The organism is Streptomyces sp. ADI95-17, from assembly GCF_003846175.1.
Classification (GTDB): domain Bacteria; phylum Actinomycetota; class Actinomycetes; order Streptomycetales; family Streptomycetaceae; genus Streptomyces; species Streptomyces sanglieri.
In genome coordinates this window covers 822,343-837,714 of record NZ_ML123049.1, presented here as the reverse complement: position 1 = coordinate 837,714, position 15,372 = coordinate 822,343, and the positions used below count along the sequence as shown (strand labels likewise).

Genomic DNA, 15,372 nt, shown 5'->3' with positions numbered 1-15,372 from the left:
GCGGACCATCATGCCCCGGGCGGCCGTCAGGCCGCCCGCAGGCGCCGCCAGACCGCCTTGGCCGCGTGATGGCCCGACATTCCGTGCACCCCGGGGCCGGGCGGGGTGGCGGAGGAGCAGAGGAACACCGCGGGGTGCGCCGTCGCGTACGGGACGCGGGCGAGCTTGGGGCGCAGCACCGTCTGGAGGCCCGCGAACGCGCCGCAGGCGATGTCGCCGCCCACGTAGTTGGCATTGCGCTTCGCGAGCTCGGGCGGTCCCGCCACCGCGCGGGCGAGCACCAGGTCGCGGAAGCCGGGGGCGAAGCGCTCCAGTTGCCGTTCGATGACGTCGGTGGCGTCGCCCTCCCAGCCCGACGGGACATGTCCGTACACCCAGAAGACGTGCCGGCCCTCGGGTGCGCGGGACGGGTCGACCAGGCTGGGCTGTGCGGTGATCAGGAACGGCACGCTCGGATCGCGGCCGGTCACGGCGGCCGTCAGCGCGGCGTCGATCTCGCCGGCCGTGGGACCGATGTGGACGGTACCGGCCCGGCGGGCCTCCTCGGCGGTCCAGGGGACGGGGCCCGAGAGGGCGTAATCGATCTTGAAACAGGACGCGCCGTACCGGTAGCCGCGGTAGGCGTGGCCCAGTCCGGCGATCCGGGCGAGGGCGGTCGGCGAGGTGTCGAAGATGTAGGCGCGGGCGGGCGGCAGCTCGTCCAGGCGCTTGACCTCCGTGCCGGTGCGGATCGTGCCGCCCTGTTCGCGCATGTACGAGGCGAGGGCGTCCGAGATGGCCTGCGATCCGCCGCGCGGCACGGGCCAGCCCTTCTCGTGGGCCGCGAGCGCGAAGAGCAGGGCGATCCCGCCGGTCGCCAGGCCGCTGGTGGGCGCTATGGCATGGGCGGCGAGCCCGGCGAACAGGCCGCGCGCCTTGGCACCGCCGAAGCGGCGGGAGAGCAGCGAAGCGGGCTGGAGCGCGTCGAGACCGAATCGCACCCAGCGGTAGGGGTCACGGGGCAGCCCGTCCCACGGGGTGCGCAGGAAGTCCTGGGCGAGGGTGTCCCAGTGGCCGAGGTAGGGCGCGACCAGCCTGCGGTACGCCCCCGCGTCCCGGGGCCCCAGCGACATGGCGCTCTCCCCCACCGAACCGGTGAGCACGGCGGCCGTACCGTCCGGGAACGGGTGGGCGAGCGCCAGCTCGGGCTGGAGCCACTCCAGGCCGTGCCGGGCGAGCGGCATCGCGTCGAACGCGGGTGAGCCGATGCCCAGCGGGTGGACGGCGGAACAGGGGTCGTGGCGGAATCCGGGGAGGGTGAGCTCCTCGGTACGGGCACCGCCTCCGACGGTGTCCTGCGTTTCGAAGACTTCCACGGCGAAGCCGCGGCGGGCCAGTTCGGCCGCGGCGGTCAGTCCGTTGGGGCCCGCCCCCACGACGACTGCATCGAGCATCGACGGCACCTTCGGACTCCTTCGTCAGCCGACGGCCAGGGCACCCAGGATATTCCGATGCACCGACAGCGCGGGCACGGGTATCGTCGCCTCGCGATGAACACACCGAACTCCCAGGCCGCGCCCGCGACGGCCGACGAAGCAGCCGTGCCCGCCCGTATCGCCGACATGGCCGCCCGGCTCACCGCGGTGCCCGGCATCCGGGCCGTCGCGCTGGGCGGCAGCCGGGCCCGCGGCACCCACCGTCCGGACTCCGACTGGGATCTGGGCCTGTACTACCGGGGCAGCCCCGACGTGGCAGCGCTGGCCGCGCTGGCCAGCGAGGTGCAGGGTTCGCCCGTCGAGGTGGCCGGTCCCGGCGGGTGGGGGCCGTGGGTCGATGGCGGGGCCTGGCTGCGGGTGGACGGCGTGCCGGTGGACTGGATCCTGCGCGATCTGGACCGGGTGGAGGCGGTCTGGGAGGGCTGCCGCGAGGGTCGCTTCGAGGTGGGTGTGCAGCCCGGGCACCCGCTCGGGTTCTGGTCGCCCGCATACCCCGGCGAAGTCGCGCTGGGGCGCGTGATCGTGGACCCGCGCAGGGAATTGACGGTGCTTCAGGAGCAGGTTCGGGACTATCCGGAGGCGCTGCGCACCGCGCTCGTCGATGCCGCCTGGGAGGCGGAGTTCTCGGTGGAGGCCGCCCGCAAGTCGGCCCCCGGCGGGGACACGCTCCATGTCGCGCTGTGCCTGTCCCGGGCGTTCGGCATCCTCGCCCAGTCCCTCCACGCCCACCACCGCACCTGGTGCCTGAACGAGAAGGGCGCGTCCGCGGCGGCTGCCGCACTGCCGGACACCCCGGCGCGGTACACCGAACGGATCGGTGAGGCGCTGCGGGGCCTGGATCCGGCGGCGGTGGAGCGGGCCGCGGAGCTGGTACGGGATGTCCGGTCGGCCCTCGGGCCGGGCGGCGGCGGGGAGGGCTGAGACGGGGGCGGGGCCGCTGCCGGGCGGAAAGCCCGCGCCCCGGCCGCTCAGTCCCGCCGGATGGCCGTGCCGCAGCGCGCGAGCAGGGCCCGCAGGGTGTCCCGCTCCTCCGGGGTGAACTCGTCGGCGAGCCGGCGCTCGATCCTTACCGCCTGCTCGTCGGCGGCCCGGAGTGTTTCGCGGCCCGTGTCGGTGAGCCGGGTCTCCAGCATCTTCTGATGCCACTGGTGCGCCGAGCGGACGACCAGTCCGCGCTCTTCGAGGTGTTTCAGCACCGCCGCCATCGCCTGCGGTGTGACCAGGCATGTCCGTGCCAGTGCGGCCCCCGAGATCCCGGGGTTGTCGGCGAGGGCGAACAGTGCCGCGTACTGGGCGACGGTGAGCCCCGTGTCCTTGAGAGCGGCGCTCTTGGCCGCCATGAGGGCCTGTTCCGCGCGCTTGATGTCCGCGCCCAGGCGTTCGTCGGCGGTCATTCCCATGACGGCGAGCGTACAGGCACGCTCATCGATCAATCCTGGATGTTTCATCAAGGTCTTTATATCAAGGTCTTGATATAACTCATTCCATGGACACTCACCCGGCGGAGAACCGCACCACAGAGCCCGCTGCCGCGCAGGCCCGGCCGGATTCCGCCTTCGACAGGACCGTGCTGATCACCGGTGCCACCCAGGGAATGGGCCGCCACCTCGCACTCGACCTGGCGCGCCGGGGCGCGACGCTGCTGCTGCACGGCCGGGACCCGGCACGGCTGGACGATGCCGCCGCCGAGGTGCGTGCGACCGGGTCCGGAGCCGCTGTGCGCACCTACCTCGCGGACCTGGCCGACCTGGACCAGGTCCGGGCCATGGCGGCCGAGGTCCGCGAGCGGGAGCCCCGGCTGGACGTACTGGTCAACAATGCCGTGGCGGGCGGCGGCGCCGCTCCGCTCCGGCGCGAGGTGAGCCGCCAGGGCCATGAACTCCGGTTCGCGGTCAATTACTTGGCCCCCTTCCTGCTGACCCGTGAGCTGTTGCCGCTGCTCACCGCGTCCGCGCCCGCCCGGGTGGTCGATGTGGCCTCGATCGGCCAGGCGCCCGTCGATTTCGACGACGTCATGATGGAGCGCGACTACGAGGGGCTGGAGGCGTACTGCCGCAGCAAGCTCGCGCTGATCATGTCGGCCTTCGACCTGGCGGACCGGATCGCGGACAGCGGGGTCACGGTCAACGCCCTGCACCCGGCGCATCTGATGGACACCCGGGGCGTGCGGGATTACGGGCTCACGCCGGCCGTTCCGGTCGAGGAGGGCGTACGTCCCACCGTCCGGCTGATCACCGATCCGGCCCTCGCCGATGTCACCGGCAGATACTTCGACCGGTTCACGGACACGCCCGCGCATGAGCAGGCGTACGACCCGCAGGCCCGTGCCCGGCTCGCGGCGCTGACCCGCGAACTCCTCGCCTGACCGGGGGGCGCGCCGGTCAGGCCCCGCCGCGGAGCGCCTGGAGGACGCGTTCGACGGTCGCCTCGTCGCGGGCCGCCGTGAACGGCAGGGTGTTGCCGCCGGTGATACGGAACGGCGCCCCGGAGAGGGTCGCCTGGGCACCGCCCGCCTCGGCGACCAGCAGCAGGCCCGCCGCGTGATCCCAGGCGTACTCCCAGTCGAAGGCCACCGCGTCCTGCTCGCCGAGGGCCACGTAGAGGTATTCGAGCCCCGCCGAACCGCAGGGCCGGGCCTCGAACCCCTCGGTGCGCAGGCCGAGCAGGTCGCGCTTCTGGGCGTCGGTCGTGTAGTCGGGGTGCGACATCGCCACGTGCAGCACCGCGCCGGGGACGGGCGAGCCGGCCCGTATCGGCTCGCCGTCGAGGGTGGCGCCGCGGCCGCGGACCGCGATCGCCATCTCGTCCAGGGCCGCGGCGTACGTCCACGAGGCCAGGAGTTCGCCGCGGTGGGCGAGGGCGACCAGGGTGCAGAAGCCCGGTTCGCCGCGGACGAACTGGCGGGTGCCGTCGACCGGGTCGACGATCCACACGGGGGCGTCGCCGCCCAGCGCGTCGTACACCGCCGGGTCGGCGTGGACCGCCTCCTCGCCGACGACCACCGAGCCGGGCAACAGCCTGGTCAGCGCGGCGGTGAGGTGCTCCTCGGCGAGGCGGTCGGCGACGGTGACGAGATCGTGCGGGCCGCTCTTCTCGACTATCTCGTCCGCGGCGAGCTGCCGGAAGCGGGGCATGATCTCGGCGGCGGCCGCTGCGCGTACCGCCGCCTCGACCTCGGTCAGGTCTCCGGCCAGGAATTCATCGATCATGCCCCCAGCCAATCACGTCCCGCCGGAACCCCGACGACCTGGTCATGTCGGGGAAGTGGCCGCTCAGCGTCCTACGGCGTACCCCTGCATGCCGCGCGGGTTGGCGGCCGCGGACAGCACCCCGGTCTCCGGGTCGCGGGCCACGGCGCACATCCGGCCCTCGGACCAGGGGTCGCCGACGGTGACGTCGTGGCCGCGGCGGCGCAGCTCCTCGACGACCTCCGGGTCCATGCCCTCCTCGACGGTGACGCTGCCGGGGCGCATCCCGCGCGGGAAGAAGGAGCCCGGGAAGCTGTCGTTGTGCCAGTTCGGCGCGTCGATGGCGCCCTGGAGGTCGAGGCCGCCGCGGACCTCGGCGCGCAGCGCCACCGCCAGGAAGAAGTGCACCTGCCACTGGTCCTGCTGGTCGCCGCCGGGGGTGCCGAACGCCATGACCGGGACGCCGTCGCGCAGCGCGAGGGACGGGGTGAGGGTGGTGCGGGGGCGGCGGCCGGGAGTGAGGGAGTTCGGCAGGCCCTCGTCCAGCCAGGCCATCTGGAGCCGGGTACCGAGCGGGAAGCCGAGCTCGGGCACGACCGGGTTGGACTGGAGCCAGCCGCCGCTGGGCGTCGCGGAGACCATGTTGCCCCAGCGGTCGACCACATCGACATGGCAGGTGTCGCCCCGGGTCGTGCCGTCCTTGGCGACGGTCGGCTCGCCGACGCCCGCCGTCGGAATGCCCATGGCGTCGAAGCCGCTCTCGCCGGCGGCGACCGCGTGGGCGTGACCGCTGAGCACCGGGGTGCGGCCGTCCGGGCTGCCGGGGCGCAGCTCGTGCGAGGCCTCGGCGGTGACGAGGGCGCGGCGCTCGGCGTTGTACGGCTCCGAGAGCAGGGTGTCCAGGGGTACGTCGGTGGCGTCGCCGTACCAGGCCTCGCGGTCGGCCATGGCGAGCTTGCAGCCCTCGATGAGCAGATGGACGTAGTCGGCGCTGCCGTACCGGGGCAGTTCGGCGGGGAGCAGGGCGAGCTGCTGGAGGAAGGCGGGGCCCTGGCTCCAGCCCGCCGCCTTGGCGAGTGTCCAGCCGTTCCAGTCGTACGTGGCGGGCGCCTCGTAGGACGCGGACCAGCCGGCCAGGTCGGCGGCGGTGAGGGTGCCGGTGTGGCGGGTGCCGCTGGTGTCCATGGTGGGGCGGGCGGCCTGGCGGACCAGGGCCTCGGCGATGAAGCCCTCGCTCCAGATCCTGCGGGCGGCCTCGATCTGCGCGGTCCGGTCCGCGCCGCCGGTCTCCTGCGCCTCGGTGATCAGCCGGCGCCAGGTGGCGGCGAGTGCGGGGTTGCGGAACAGCTCACCCGGCCTGGGCGCCTTGCCGCCGGGCAGGTACACCTCGGCGGAGGACTGCCACTCGGTCTCGAAGAGCTCGCGGACGGTCTCCACGGTCTGGCCGACCCGTTCGACGGGTGCGTGGCCGTCCTCGGCGTAGCCGATGGCGTACCGCAGGACCTCGGCGACGGTCTTCGTGCCGTGGTCGCGCAGCAGCAGCATCCAGGCGTCGAAGGCGCCGGGCACGGCCGCGGCGAGCGGTCCGGTGCCGGGGACCAGGTCGAGGCCGAGGGAGCGGTAGTGGGCGACGGTCGCGCCCGCGGGGGCCGGGCCCTGGCCGCACAGCACCCGCACCTCGCCGTCCTTCGGCGCCAGGATCATCGGCACCTCGCCGGCCGGGCCGTTGAGGTGCGGTTCGACGACGTGCAGGACGAATCCGGCGGCGACGGCCGCGTCATAGGCGTTGCCGCCGTCCTCCAGGACCGCCATCGCGGACTGCGAGGCGAGCCAGTGGGTGGAGGACACCATACCGAAGGTGCCCTGGAGGGTGGGCCGGGTGGTGAACACGGATGCGGCTCCTTGCTGCGACGTGCGGAAGGGGTGGAACGGATCGTATGTACGGGGGGTCAGGCGGCGGCGTCCGGGGCGGCGCCGTCGTCGCCGACGAGGTGGCAGGAGACCTGCCGGGCGCCGGGGAGTTCGCGCAGTTCCGGGACCTCGGTGCGGCACCGCTCGGTGGCGAGCGGGCAGCGGGTGTGGAAGCGGCAGCCCGGCGGGGGGTCCAGCGGGCTGGGGAGTTCGCCGTGCAGCACGATGCGTTCGCGGGAGCGCTGCTCGACCGGGTCGGGGACCGGGGCGGCGGACAGGAGTGCCTGGGTGTAGGGGTGCTTCGGGGCGGCGAACAGCTCGGCGGTCGGGGCCTGTTCGACGATCTGCCCGAGGTACATCACGGCGATCCGGTCGGCGAGGTATTCGACGGCGGCCAGGTCGTGGGTGATGAACAGGCAGCCGAAGCCTCGGTCGCGCTGGAGGTCGGCGAGCAGGTTGAGCACGGACGCCTGCACGGAGACGTCGAGCGCGGAGGTCGGTTCGTCGGCGACGACGAGGTCGGGGTCGCAGGAGAGGGCGCGGGCGATGGAGATGCGCTGGCGCTGCCCGCCGGAGAGTTCGTGCGGGTGGCGGTCGGCGTGCTCGGGGCGCAGCCCGACCTGGCCGAGGAGCTGCTCGACCCGGGCCCTCACGTCCGCGCCGCGGGCCCGCCGGTGCAGCTTGATCGGCTCGGCGATGATCTGGCCGATCGTCATGCGCGGGTCCAGCGAGGAGGACGGGTCCTGGAAGACCAGGTGGAAGTCCTTGCGCAGCGGGCGCAGGGCGCGGCGGGATAGGTGGGTGACGTCGGTGCCGTTGATGTGGACGGTTCCGCCGGTGGGTTCGTCGAGGCGTACGACGCAGCGACCGACGGTCGACTTGCCGCTGCCGGACTCGCCGACGAGGCCGACGACCTCTCCGCGTCCGATGGTGAGGGAGACTCCGTCGACGGCGCGGACGGTGCCGCCGCCGGAGGCGGCGAAGTGCCGCTCCAGGGAGTCGATGCGCAGCACGGGGGGTTGCCGGCGCGAGGGGTCCTGGTCGCTGTCGCGCGGTGCGGGGACGGTCTGCGGGGTGGTCACTTTCCGGCCTCCTGGTCGGGTCGCGCGGCGGTGGTCACCGCGTCGGTCGCTCCGGTGGTGGCCGGGCCCTCGGTGCCGGACCGCTCGTCCGCTCCGTACGGGTGCCAGCACGCCGCCCGGTGGCGGGCGTCCGCGCCCGCCTTCGGGTCGATGGACCTGAAGCCGGGGCGTCCGCCGGTGCAGGTTTCGTCGGCGCGGCCGCAACGGGGTGCGAAGGTGCAGGCGTCCGGCTGGCTGTCGAGGCTCGGCACCAGTCCGGGGATCTCCGGCAGCCGCCGCTTGCCCTCGCCGCCCGGCCGGAGCACCGCGCCGAGGAGCCCGCGGGTGTAAGGGTGGCGGGCGGAGCCGAACAGGTCGTGGACCGGGGCCTGTTCGACGGTCCGGCCCGCGTACATCACCAGCACCCGGTCCGCCGCGTCGGCCACCACACCGAGGTCGTGGGTGACCAGGACGATCGCGGTGCCGAGCCGTTCGCGCAACGACTGGAGGACCTCCAGGATGCCCGCCTGCACGGTGACGTCGAGTGCGGTGGTCGGTTCGTCCGCGATGAGTACGGAGGGGTCGCAGGCGACCGCGATGGCGATCATCACGCGCTGCCGCATGCCGCCGGAGAGCTGGTGCGGGTACTCCTCGACGCGCCGCTGCGGGGCGGGGATGCCGACCAGGTCGAGGAGTTCCACGGCACGCGCCCGGGCCTCCTTCCGGCTCAGCCCCTGGTGTCTGCGGAGCACTTCGCCGATCTGCCGGCCGATGGTGAGGACCGGGTTGAGCGAGGTCATCGGCTCCTGGAAGATCATCGCGATGTCCTTGCCGCGGACCTTCTGGAGCTCCTTCTCGGACGCGCCGGCCAGTTCCCGGCCGCCGAGCCGGATGGAGCCGCCGATCCGCGCGGTGGGCGGCAGCAGACCCATGACGGCCATCGAGGTGACGGACTTGCCGCACCCCGACTCCCCCACCACGGCGAGGACTTCGCCGGGGAACAGGTCGTAGGAGACCCCGTCGACGGCGTGCACGGTCCGGGTGTCGGAGCGGAAGGAGACCGACAGGTCACGGACACTGAGCACGGGTTCACGCACGGCGCCGGGCGCTGTTTCGTGTACGGCTTCGGTCATCGGGTGCCTCCGCGGGGGTCGAGGACGTCACGCAGTCCGTCGCCGAGCAGGTTGAAGGCCAGCGTCGCCGCGACGATCGCCAGGCCGGGGAAGACGGCGAGCCAGGGCGCGGGCGCCAGGAAGGACTGGGCGCCGGAGAGCATCACACCGAGGGACGGGGCGGGCGGCTGGACGCCGAGGCCGAGGAAGCTGAGCAGGGCCTCGCCGATGATCGCGGCGGGGATGCCGACGGTCGCCTGGACGATCAGCGCGGAGGTGGCGTTGGGCAGGATGTGCCGGAAGAGCACGGTGCCGTCGCCGCCGCCGTTGACGATGGCCGCCCCGACGTAGTCGACGTGCTTGAGCCGCAGCGTCTCGGCCCGGGTGATCCGGATGACGGCGGGGATCTGCGAGATGCCGATGGCGATGGTGGCGTTGGTGAGCGAGGGGCCGAGGATCGCGGCCAGGCCGACGGCCAGCACCAGGAAGGGGAAGGCCAGCATGGTGTCGGTGAGCCGGGAGACGGCGCTGTCGGTGAGCCTGCCGTAGTAGCCGGCGAGCAGCCCGAGCGGTACGCCGATGACGAAGGCCAGCACGACGGCGACCAGGCCGACCTGCATGGAGGCCCGTGCTCCGTACACGATGCGGGAGAGCTGGTCCCGGCCGAGGTCGTCGGTGCCGAGCCAGTGTGCCCAGCTCGGTTCGGCCAGTACGTTGCCGAAGTCGGGCTGCGCCGGGTCGTACGGGGCGATCAGCGGGGCGAACAGGGCGGCGAGGACGAAGACCGCGGCGATGATGCCGCCGGTGAGGGCGAGCCGGTTCCTGCGCAGGGCCCGCAGCCTGCCGCCGCCGGCCGGCTTCTTCGCGGTGGTCCCCGGTGCGGTGGGGAGCGTCTGGGTCGCTGTGGTCACCGGGCACCTCCGAGCCTGATGCGCGGGTCGATGACCGAATAGACCACGTCGACCAGCAGGTTGATGAGGATGTACGCGGCGGAGGTGCAGAGCACCACGGCCTGGAGTGTCGCGTAGTCGCGGGTGAAGACGGCGTCGATGGTGAGCTTGCCGAAGCCGGGCAGGACGAAGATCTGCTCGGTGACGACGGCGCCGGAGATCAGATGGCCGAGCTGGAGACCGAGCACGGTCACCACGGTGACGAGCGAGTTGCGCAGTGCGTGCCCGCCGATCACGGACCGCTTGGACAGTCCCTTGGCGCGGGCGGTGCGGACGTAGTCGGCGGAGAGCGAGTCGAGCATCGCGGCCCGGGTCTGGCGCATCACCACGGCGGCGAGCCCGGAGCCGAGGACGATCGCGGGCAGCACCATGCGGCGCAGGTTGTCGACCGGGTCGGTGCCGAAGGGTACGTAGCCGGAGGCGGCGAACACCGGTATGGCGATGGCGAATCCGAGGACCAGCACGATGCCGAGCCAGAAGGTCGGGATGGACAGCCCGATCAGCGCGATGACGTTGGCGATCCACTCCTCGGGCCTGCCGCGCCGCACGGCGGCGACGACCCCGGCGCCGATGCCGAGGACGACGGCGAGCAGCAGGGAGAGCGCGGCCAGTTCCAGCGTGACGGGCAGCGCCTGGCCGATGGCGTCCGCGACCGGGAGTCCGGTGCGCGAGGAGGTGCCGAGGTCGCCGGTGAGGGCGTGGCCGATGAACCGTCCGTACTGCACGACGATGTTGTCGTTCAGGCCGTACGCCTCACGGATCGCGGCGAGCGCCTCGGGGCTGCGTTCCTCGCCGGCCAGGGCGAGTGCCGGGTCGCCGGGCAGGGCCCGGATTCCGGCGAAGACCACTATGGAGACGAGGAAGAGTGTGATGAGGGACTGACGCAGCCGCGTCAGCAGGTACTTCGTCATCGGGTGTACCCCGCAGTCCTGACCCGGACCAGTCCGTCGCCGTAGACGCGGATGCCCGCGACGGACTTGGTGGCGACGACATAGTTCTTCTGCCGGTAGAGGTAGATCATGGTGTGGGCGTCCTGGACTCGCCGGGTGAGTTCGTCGTAGATCCCGGTGCGGCGGGCCGGGTCGGCGACGGTGCGGCCCTCGTCGATCAGCCGGTCGATCTCGGGGTCGCCGAGGCCGTAGGCGTTCATGGCGCCCGCGGTCCTCAGGAAGTTGGAGACGTTGCCGTCGGGGTCGAGCCGGCCGGACCAGCCGCTGGTGAAGACGTCGTAGTGGCCCGCGTCGGTCTCCGAGAGCATGGTGGCGTACTCGGTGGGCCGCAGCGCGAGATCGAAGCCGGCCTCCTTGACCATGGCCTGGAGGACCTGCCCGACGCGCCCCTGTTCGGGGGTGGTGGAGGTCTTGAGCTCGATCTTCACGGGGGTCTTCACCCCTGCCTCCTTCAGCAGCTTCTTCGCCTTCGCCACGTCGCGCTTCGGGCAGTCCTCGGGTGCGACGCCGGGGGCGATGGCGGACTGCGGGGAGATCGGGCCGCAGGCCGGCTCGTACATGCCCTGGAAGACGACCTTGTTGAGGGTGTCGCGGTCGATGGCCAGCTCGAAGGCCTCACGGACCCGGACGTCGCGGGCGAGCGGGGTGTCGAGTTTCCCCGGCTTCTGGCCGAGCCCGTTCACATTGCCCACGTTGAGGCCGATGCCCTGGTAGCCGAGCGAGGGCGAGTTGAAGAGCTGGAGTCCCGGTTCGGTCAGCGCGCTCCGTACGTCGACGGGGCCCATCTGGTCGCCGACCTGGAGGTCGCCCGAGCGCAGATTGGCGAGCCGGACGTTGCCGTCGGGGATGGGCTTGTAGACGACGCCGTCGAGGTGGACCTGGTCCGCGTCGTAGTAGTTGGGGTCCTTCTTCAGCACGATCCGGTCGCCGCCGACACGTTCGACGAAGCGGAACGGTCCCACGCAGGAGGGGTGGTTGGTGAAGTTCTTGCCGTACTTCTCGATCGCGGCCGGCGACATCACCATCCCGGCCCGGTCGGCGAGGACGCCGGTGAGCGGGACGTAGGGCTGCTTGAGCCTCATCGTCACGGTGTCCGGGCCGGTGGCCTCGATGGTGCTGACCGGGGCCAGCTCGGTGGCGCGGGCGGAGCCCGGGAGGTCGCGGTGGCGCAGCAGCGAGGCGGCCACGGCCCGGGCGTCGAGCGGGGTGCCGTCGCTGAATTTCGCGTCACGGCGCACCTTCAGGGTGACGGTGCGGCCGTCGGCCGAGGTGGTGGGCAGGGCGGCGGCCAGTTGCGGTACGACGACGCCGTCCTCGTCGATGTCGTAGAGCTTCTCGCACATGCCCGCGAAGACCGTCCGGCCCACGAGGGTCTGGGCGAGGGTGGGGTCGAGTTTGTCCGGGTCGGAGTTGAGGGCGACGGTGAGTGTCCCGCCGTCGCGTACGGACCGTTCGTCGGTTTTCCGCACACCGCCGACCTCGGTCGCCGAGGACTGCAGCGATGCGCAGCCCGAGGTGAGGGACACCAATGCAACTGCCACCAGGGCAACCACTTTTCGGCGCACGAGGGCCTACCTCCCGCCAGGGGTGATCAAGGAATATCGCAGACCGTATTTCGCATACAGTCCGCAAGGCAAGAGGGGTTCCCAGATAGCGGACGAATTTTGCTGACGATCGGATAACGGCCGCTCGTCAGGGCAGTGCGAGAACCTCGTCGATCGCGGCCCGGATCGTTTCGTCCTGGAGGATCGCCCGGTGGTCGCGGTATGTGGACAGCGGCCGGTCGAAGCTCCGCACCGTACGCAGGACCGCCCGCGCCGTCCGGGAGACGGTGCCGATCCGGGCGAGGGCCCGCAGTGCGTGGAGGAAGCTGCCGTAGCTGTCGCCGCCGTGGGCGACGGGCGGAAGGTCCTCCTCCAGGACGGTGGCGCTCGGCTCCGGTTCACCGGTGATCGACCAGAGCGCGACCGCCGCCCGTGGCCGCAGCCAGGTGTCGCCGTGCTCCATGAGCCGGCGGACCCGGTCGGCGTAGGGCGCGGCCGCCGGGCCGAAGTCGCCGAGAAGGTGGACGGGACCGTGGAACGGCTCTTCCCCGGCCTGCACCGCCTCGCCGATCAGCCGCAGCGCCGTGTCGTGGTCGCCGCCGAGGCGCCAGGCGGCCCACGCCACCTTCTGATGGTTGCCGGGTGCGTCGAGGACCGTGCACCGGCGGACCGCGTGCTCGGCGGCGGCAGCGGCCGGCCCCATCGCCACCAGCGCGTCGACCGCGGCGAGCGAGTACCTGGTGTCGTCCAGCAGGGCCACCACCTCCGGCAGCGCGGGCGCCGCGGCCGGTCCCCAGGCCTGAAGTACGCGCAGGAAGGGGCCGGTCAGCGGGGCGCCCCTGCCCCTGCCGCTGTCACTTTCGCTGTCGCGGAGCAGTCGCCGTATCGCGGGCAGCAGGATCTCCGCGTGCGCCCGCAGTGGGGTCAGCACGTCCTCGACCTCCGGCAGATGCGGGTCGCTCAGGCAGTACCCCCGGGAGTACTGGTCCTTGTACGGCGCGTGCAGCCGCTCGACCAGCTCCGGCAGGGCGCGCCGGTCACCGATGCGGGTCAGCGCCCAGCGGGCGTGGTCGCCCACGGTGCCCTCGAAGAACTCGTCCCCGCCCGGGTCGTCGAGGAGCCCGGCCAACTCGTCCGCGTACGGGGCCGCCCGCGTGCCCAGCGCCGCGAGCAGGTGGGCCGCCCGGTACCGTACGCCGTCGTCCGGGTCGCCCAGCAGTGCGCCCGCACGCGGCAGCAGCGCGGGCGCCGCGGACCGCATCGAAACCAGCAGCCGCCACCCCTCGTCCAGCGCGGCCCGGCACAGCACGGTGTCCCCGGTCCGGCGCGCCGCGTCGACGAGCCCGACGACGAAGGAGAGCGCCGCCTCCGGCGCGTCCTCGAACAGGCGGGCCGTCCAGGACAGGACGTCCTCGCGGTCGAGTGGCCCGTCGATGTCCGGCACGTACCAGAGCGCCTCGAACCCCGGACGCGCCGCCGGGTCGGACAGGGCCTCGACCAGCAGGTCCAGCTCACGGACCGGCGCCTGCGGATCGAACGCGGCCCGGGCGTGCACGGCGGCGACCCGCATGGCGGGCGTACCGGTGCCCAGCACATCGGCCACGACCTCCCGCACCCGTTGCGCCGCCTCCGCCGCGCCGGAGCCGGCCGCGGCGGTTCCGAGCGCGAGCAGCACGGGCAGCCGCACCGCCGGGTCCGTCTCGGCCCGCCACCGTTCCAGCAGTACCCCGACGCCCTCCGCGAGAGGCAGCGCCTCTCTTCGGACCTCGGGCCGGGGATCCACGAGCAGCCCCGAAAGCCGTGGCCGATGGCGCCGCCATGCCTCGTGCCATCCCGCGTCCACCGCGGCCTCGCCGGCCTCGGCCGCCGCCCCGGACAGGCCGGTCAGCAGTTGGACGAGCGTGGCCCGGGCGCCCATGTCCGGATGGCCTGCGAGCACGACGACGAACGGCAGCGCGGCGGTCGCGACGGCGGTCACGCCTCGGGGGTCCGGCGCGACACAGTCGAACAGCGGGCCGCAGTCCTCCTCGGTCGCCGCCGCGCCCTTGCGCGCCAGCCTCCGCAGGGCTCGCCGCAACTCCGCGGCGGGGTCGCGCCCGAGCACCTGCTCCAGCCGCTCCCACGGCAGTTCGTCCAGCGCCTCGCCCACGGTGCGTGCCACACATCCCCCTCGCCGCATCGCCGCCCCGGCCGTCCGGCTCCCCGGCGGACATCCTGTCACCACGGGACGGGCATCCGCCCGACCGCCGAGGGCGAGCGGAACAGCGGCGACCTCTCCTTGCGGCAGGGGGCGGAGGCACGGGCTCGCCCTCGGTGACTCCTCGGGGCGGATGCCGCCTGCGCCCGTCCCGCGCGACGGGTGGACCTCAGTTCTTGACGGCCTCCGCGATCTGCCGGGCGGCCTGGGCGGGCGTGAGGTGCGTGGTGTCGACGACCTCGGCCTCGGCGTGCAGCCACGTGCGGGCCGCCTCGGCGTAGGGTTCGAGGTATTCGAGACGGAACGGGGAGTCGGGGCCGAGGACGGTGTCGCCCGCGATGCGCCCGCGGAGAGTGTCCTGGTCGGCGTGGAGGACGAAGTGCCGTACCGGGATGGCGTGTTGGGCGAAGCCCGTGCTGATCTCGCGCCAGTACTCCTCGACCAGGACGGTCATGGGCATCACCAGGGTGCCGCCGGTGTAGTCGAGTACCCGGCGGGCGGTCTCGACGACGAGTTGCCGCCACGGCGGCCAGTGCTGGAAGTTGCCCGTCCAGGGCAGCCCCGGCGCGATGTCCATGAGCGTCTCGCCGACCTTCTCCGCGTCGAACACCCGCGAATCCGGGATCAGTTGCTGCACGAGTGGACCGGTCGTCGTCTTGCCCGCGCCATGGGTTCCGTTGAGCCATACGATCATGGGAGCCGATGTTAGTGACACCTTTCGCGTCCGGCACAGGAATGTGGCCTCCTATTCGGTGCGCAGAGCCGTGGCGGTCCGGGCCCCGGCGGCCCAGCCGGCGGGCAGGAGCGCGCCCAGGGTGGCGATGAGCAGGCCGCCGAGTGCGAGCGGGAGCAGTTCGGCCGCGTGGTAGACGGCGATGACGGAGTCGGGGAGGCGCAGCCCGACGCTGTCGCCCATCGCGGGGAGGACCCGGCCGTGCCTCCCCCGAGCAGGCGGGCGAGGCGCTGCTCGCCGTCGAGTCGGGC

The 15,372-nt window shown here is 72.9% G+C and carries 14 protein-coding genes; 2 read left to right on the top strand and 12 right to left on the bottom strand.

What is annotated here, in order from left to right:
* Window positions 1–26: 26 nt before the first annotated feature.
* Entirely contained in the window at window positions 27–1,442 is a 1,416-nt protein-coding gene (locus EES42_RS30395; RefSeq protein ID WP_124721469.1) for a phytoene desaturase family protein, read from the bottom strand.
* A gap of 159 nt (window positions 1,443–1,601) precedes the next feature.
* Here EES42_RS30395 and EES42_RS30390 point away from each other — a divergent pair, with 159 nt between their 5' ends.
* Window positions 1,602–2,396 (top strand): nucleotidyltransferase domain-containing protein, encoded by a 795-nt coding sequence (locus EES42_RS30390; protein ID WP_206433657.1) that lies wholly within the window; start codon window positions 1,602–1,604, stop codon window positions 2,394–2,396.
* 47 nt (window positions 2,397–2,443) lie between these two features.
* Here the strand turns inward: EES42_RS30390 and EES42_RS30385 are convergent, their stop codons facing one another.
* Window positions 2,444–2,875, bottom strand: a complete 432-nt coding sequence (locus tag EES42_RS30385; RefSeq protein WP_241196666.1) for a MarR family winged helix-turn-helix transcriptional regulator — start codon at window positions 2,873–2,875, stop codon at window positions 2,444–2,446.
* A gap of 86 nt (window positions 2,876–2,961) precedes the next feature.
* On the opposite strand from EES42_RS30385, the gene EES42_RS30380 reads away from it, so the two are divergent.
* Window positions 2,962–3,840, top strand: a complete 879-nt coding sequence (locus tag EES42_RS30380; RefSeq protein WP_124721467.1) for an SDR family NAD(P)-dependent oxidoreductase — start codon at window positions 2,962–2,964, stop codon at window positions 3,838–3,840.
* A 16-nt stretch (window positions 3,841–3,856) separates the two neighbouring features.
* Here EES42_RS30380 and EES42_RS30375 read toward each other — a convergent pair whose 3' ends face one another.
* From EES42_RS30375 to EES42_RS30330, 10 genes are all read right to left on the bottom strand, one after another.
* On the bottom strand, window positions 3,857–4,684 hold the full coding sequence (locus EES42_RS30375) for an inositol monophosphatase family protein (RefSeq protein ID WP_124721466.1): 828 nt from the start codon (window positions 4,682–4,684) through the stop codon (window positions 3,857–3,859).
* Window positions 4,685–4,747: 63 nt separating this feature from the next.
* The gene (locus EES42_RS30370; protein WP_124721465.1) at window positions 4,748–6,553 is read right to left on the bottom strand and encodes a gamma-glutamyltransferase family protein; all 1,806 of its coding nucleotides are present in this window, start codon (window positions 6,551–6,553) and stop codon (window positions 4,748–4,750) included.
* A gap of 59 nt (window positions 6,554–6,612) precedes the next feature.
* Window positions 6,613–7,587 carry an ABC transporter ATP-binding protein gene (locus tag EES42_RS30365; protein ID WP_124721589.1) on the bottom strand — a complete coding sequence of 325 codons (975 nt, stop codon included), beginning with the start codon at window positions 7,585–7,587 and terminating at the stop codon, window positions 6,613–6,615.
* 65 nt (window positions 7,588–7,652) lie between these two features.
* On the bottom strand, window positions 7,653–8,768 hold the full coding sequence (locus tag EES42_RS30360) for an ABC transporter ATP-binding protein (protein WP_124721464.1): 1,116 nt from the start codon (window positions 8,766–8,768) through the stop codon (window positions 7,653–7,655).
* Entirely contained in the window at window positions 8,765–9,586 is an 822-nt protein-coding gene (locus EES42_RS30355) for an ABC transporter permease (protein ID WP_241196682.1), read from the bottom strand. The genes EES42_RS30360 and EES42_RS30355 overlap by 4 nt, the downstream gene beginning before the upstream one ends.
* A 68-nt stretch (window positions 9,587–9,654) precedes the next feature.
* On the bottom strand, window positions 9,655–10,608 hold the full coding sequence (locus EES42_RS30350; RefSeq protein WP_124721462.1) for an ABC transporter permease: 954 nt from the start codon (window positions 10,606–10,608) through the stop codon (window positions 9,655–9,657).
* A complete protein-coding gene (locus EES42_RS30345) occupies window positions 10,605–12,188 on the bottom strand; it encodes an ABC transporter substrate-binding protein (protein ID WP_241196665.1) in 1,584 nt (527 codons plus the stop codon). The genes EES42_RS30350 and EES42_RS30345 overlap by 4 nt, the downstream gene beginning before the upstream one ends.
* A 151-nt stretch (window positions 12,189–12,339) precedes the next feature.
* Entirely contained in the window at window positions 12,340–14,352 is a 2,013-nt protein-coding gene (locus EES42_RS30340; RefSeq protein WP_124721460.1) for a HEAT repeat domain-containing protein, read from the bottom strand.
* 205 nt (window positions 14,353–14,557) lie between these two features.
* The gene (locus tag EES42_RS30335) at window positions 14,558–15,082 is read right to left on the bottom strand and encodes a P-loop nucleotide/nucleoside kinase family protein (RefSeq protein WP_124721459.1); all 525 of its coding nucleotides are present in this window, start codon (window positions 15,080–15,082) and stop codon (window positions 14,558–14,560) included.
* 51 nt (window positions 15,083–15,133) lie between these two features.
* Window positions 15,134–15,304 carry a hypothetical protein gene (locus EES42_RS30330; RefSeq protein WP_266489317.1) on the bottom strand — a complete coding sequence of 57 codons (171 nt, stop codon included), beginning with the start codon at window positions 15,302–15,304 and terminating at the stop codon, window positions 15,134–15,136.
* Window positions 15,305–15,372: the final 68 nt, after the last annotated feature.

Bases quoted from the DNA above. Each gene is read 5' to 3' on its own strand.
- EES42_RS30390 (WP_206433657.1), top strand. From the start codon at position 1,602: ATGGCCGCCCGGCTCACCGCGGTGCCCGGCATCCGGGCCGTCGCGCTG.
- EES42_RS30385 (WP_241196666.1), bottom strand. From the start codon at position 2,875: ATGGGAATGACCGCCGACGAACGCCTGGGCGCGGACATCAAGCGCGCG.
- EES42_RS30380 (WP_124721467.1), top strand. From the start codon at position 2,962: ATGGACACTCACCCGGCGGAGAACCGCACCACAGAGCCCGCTGCCGCG.
- EES42_RS30375 (WP_124721466.1), bottom strand. From the start codon at position 4,684: ATGATCGATGAATTCCTGGCCGGAGACCTGACCGAGGTCGAGGCGGCG.
- EES42_RS30360 (WP_124721464.1), bottom strand. From the start codon at position 8,768: ATGACCGAAGCCGTACACGAAACAGCGCCCGGCGCCGTGCGTGAACCC.
- EES42_RS30350 (WP_124721462.1), bottom strand. From the start codon at position 10,608: ATGACGAAGTACCTGCTGACGCGGCTGCGTCAGTCCCTCATCACACTC.
- EES42_RS30335 (WP_124721459.1), bottom strand. From the start codon at position 15,082: ATGATCGTATGGCTCAACGGAACCCATGGCGCGGGCAAGACGACGACC.
- EES42_RS30330 (WP_266489317.1), bottom strand. From the start codon at position 15,304: ATGGGCGACAGCGTCGGGCTGCGCCTCCCCGACTCCGTCATCGCCGTC.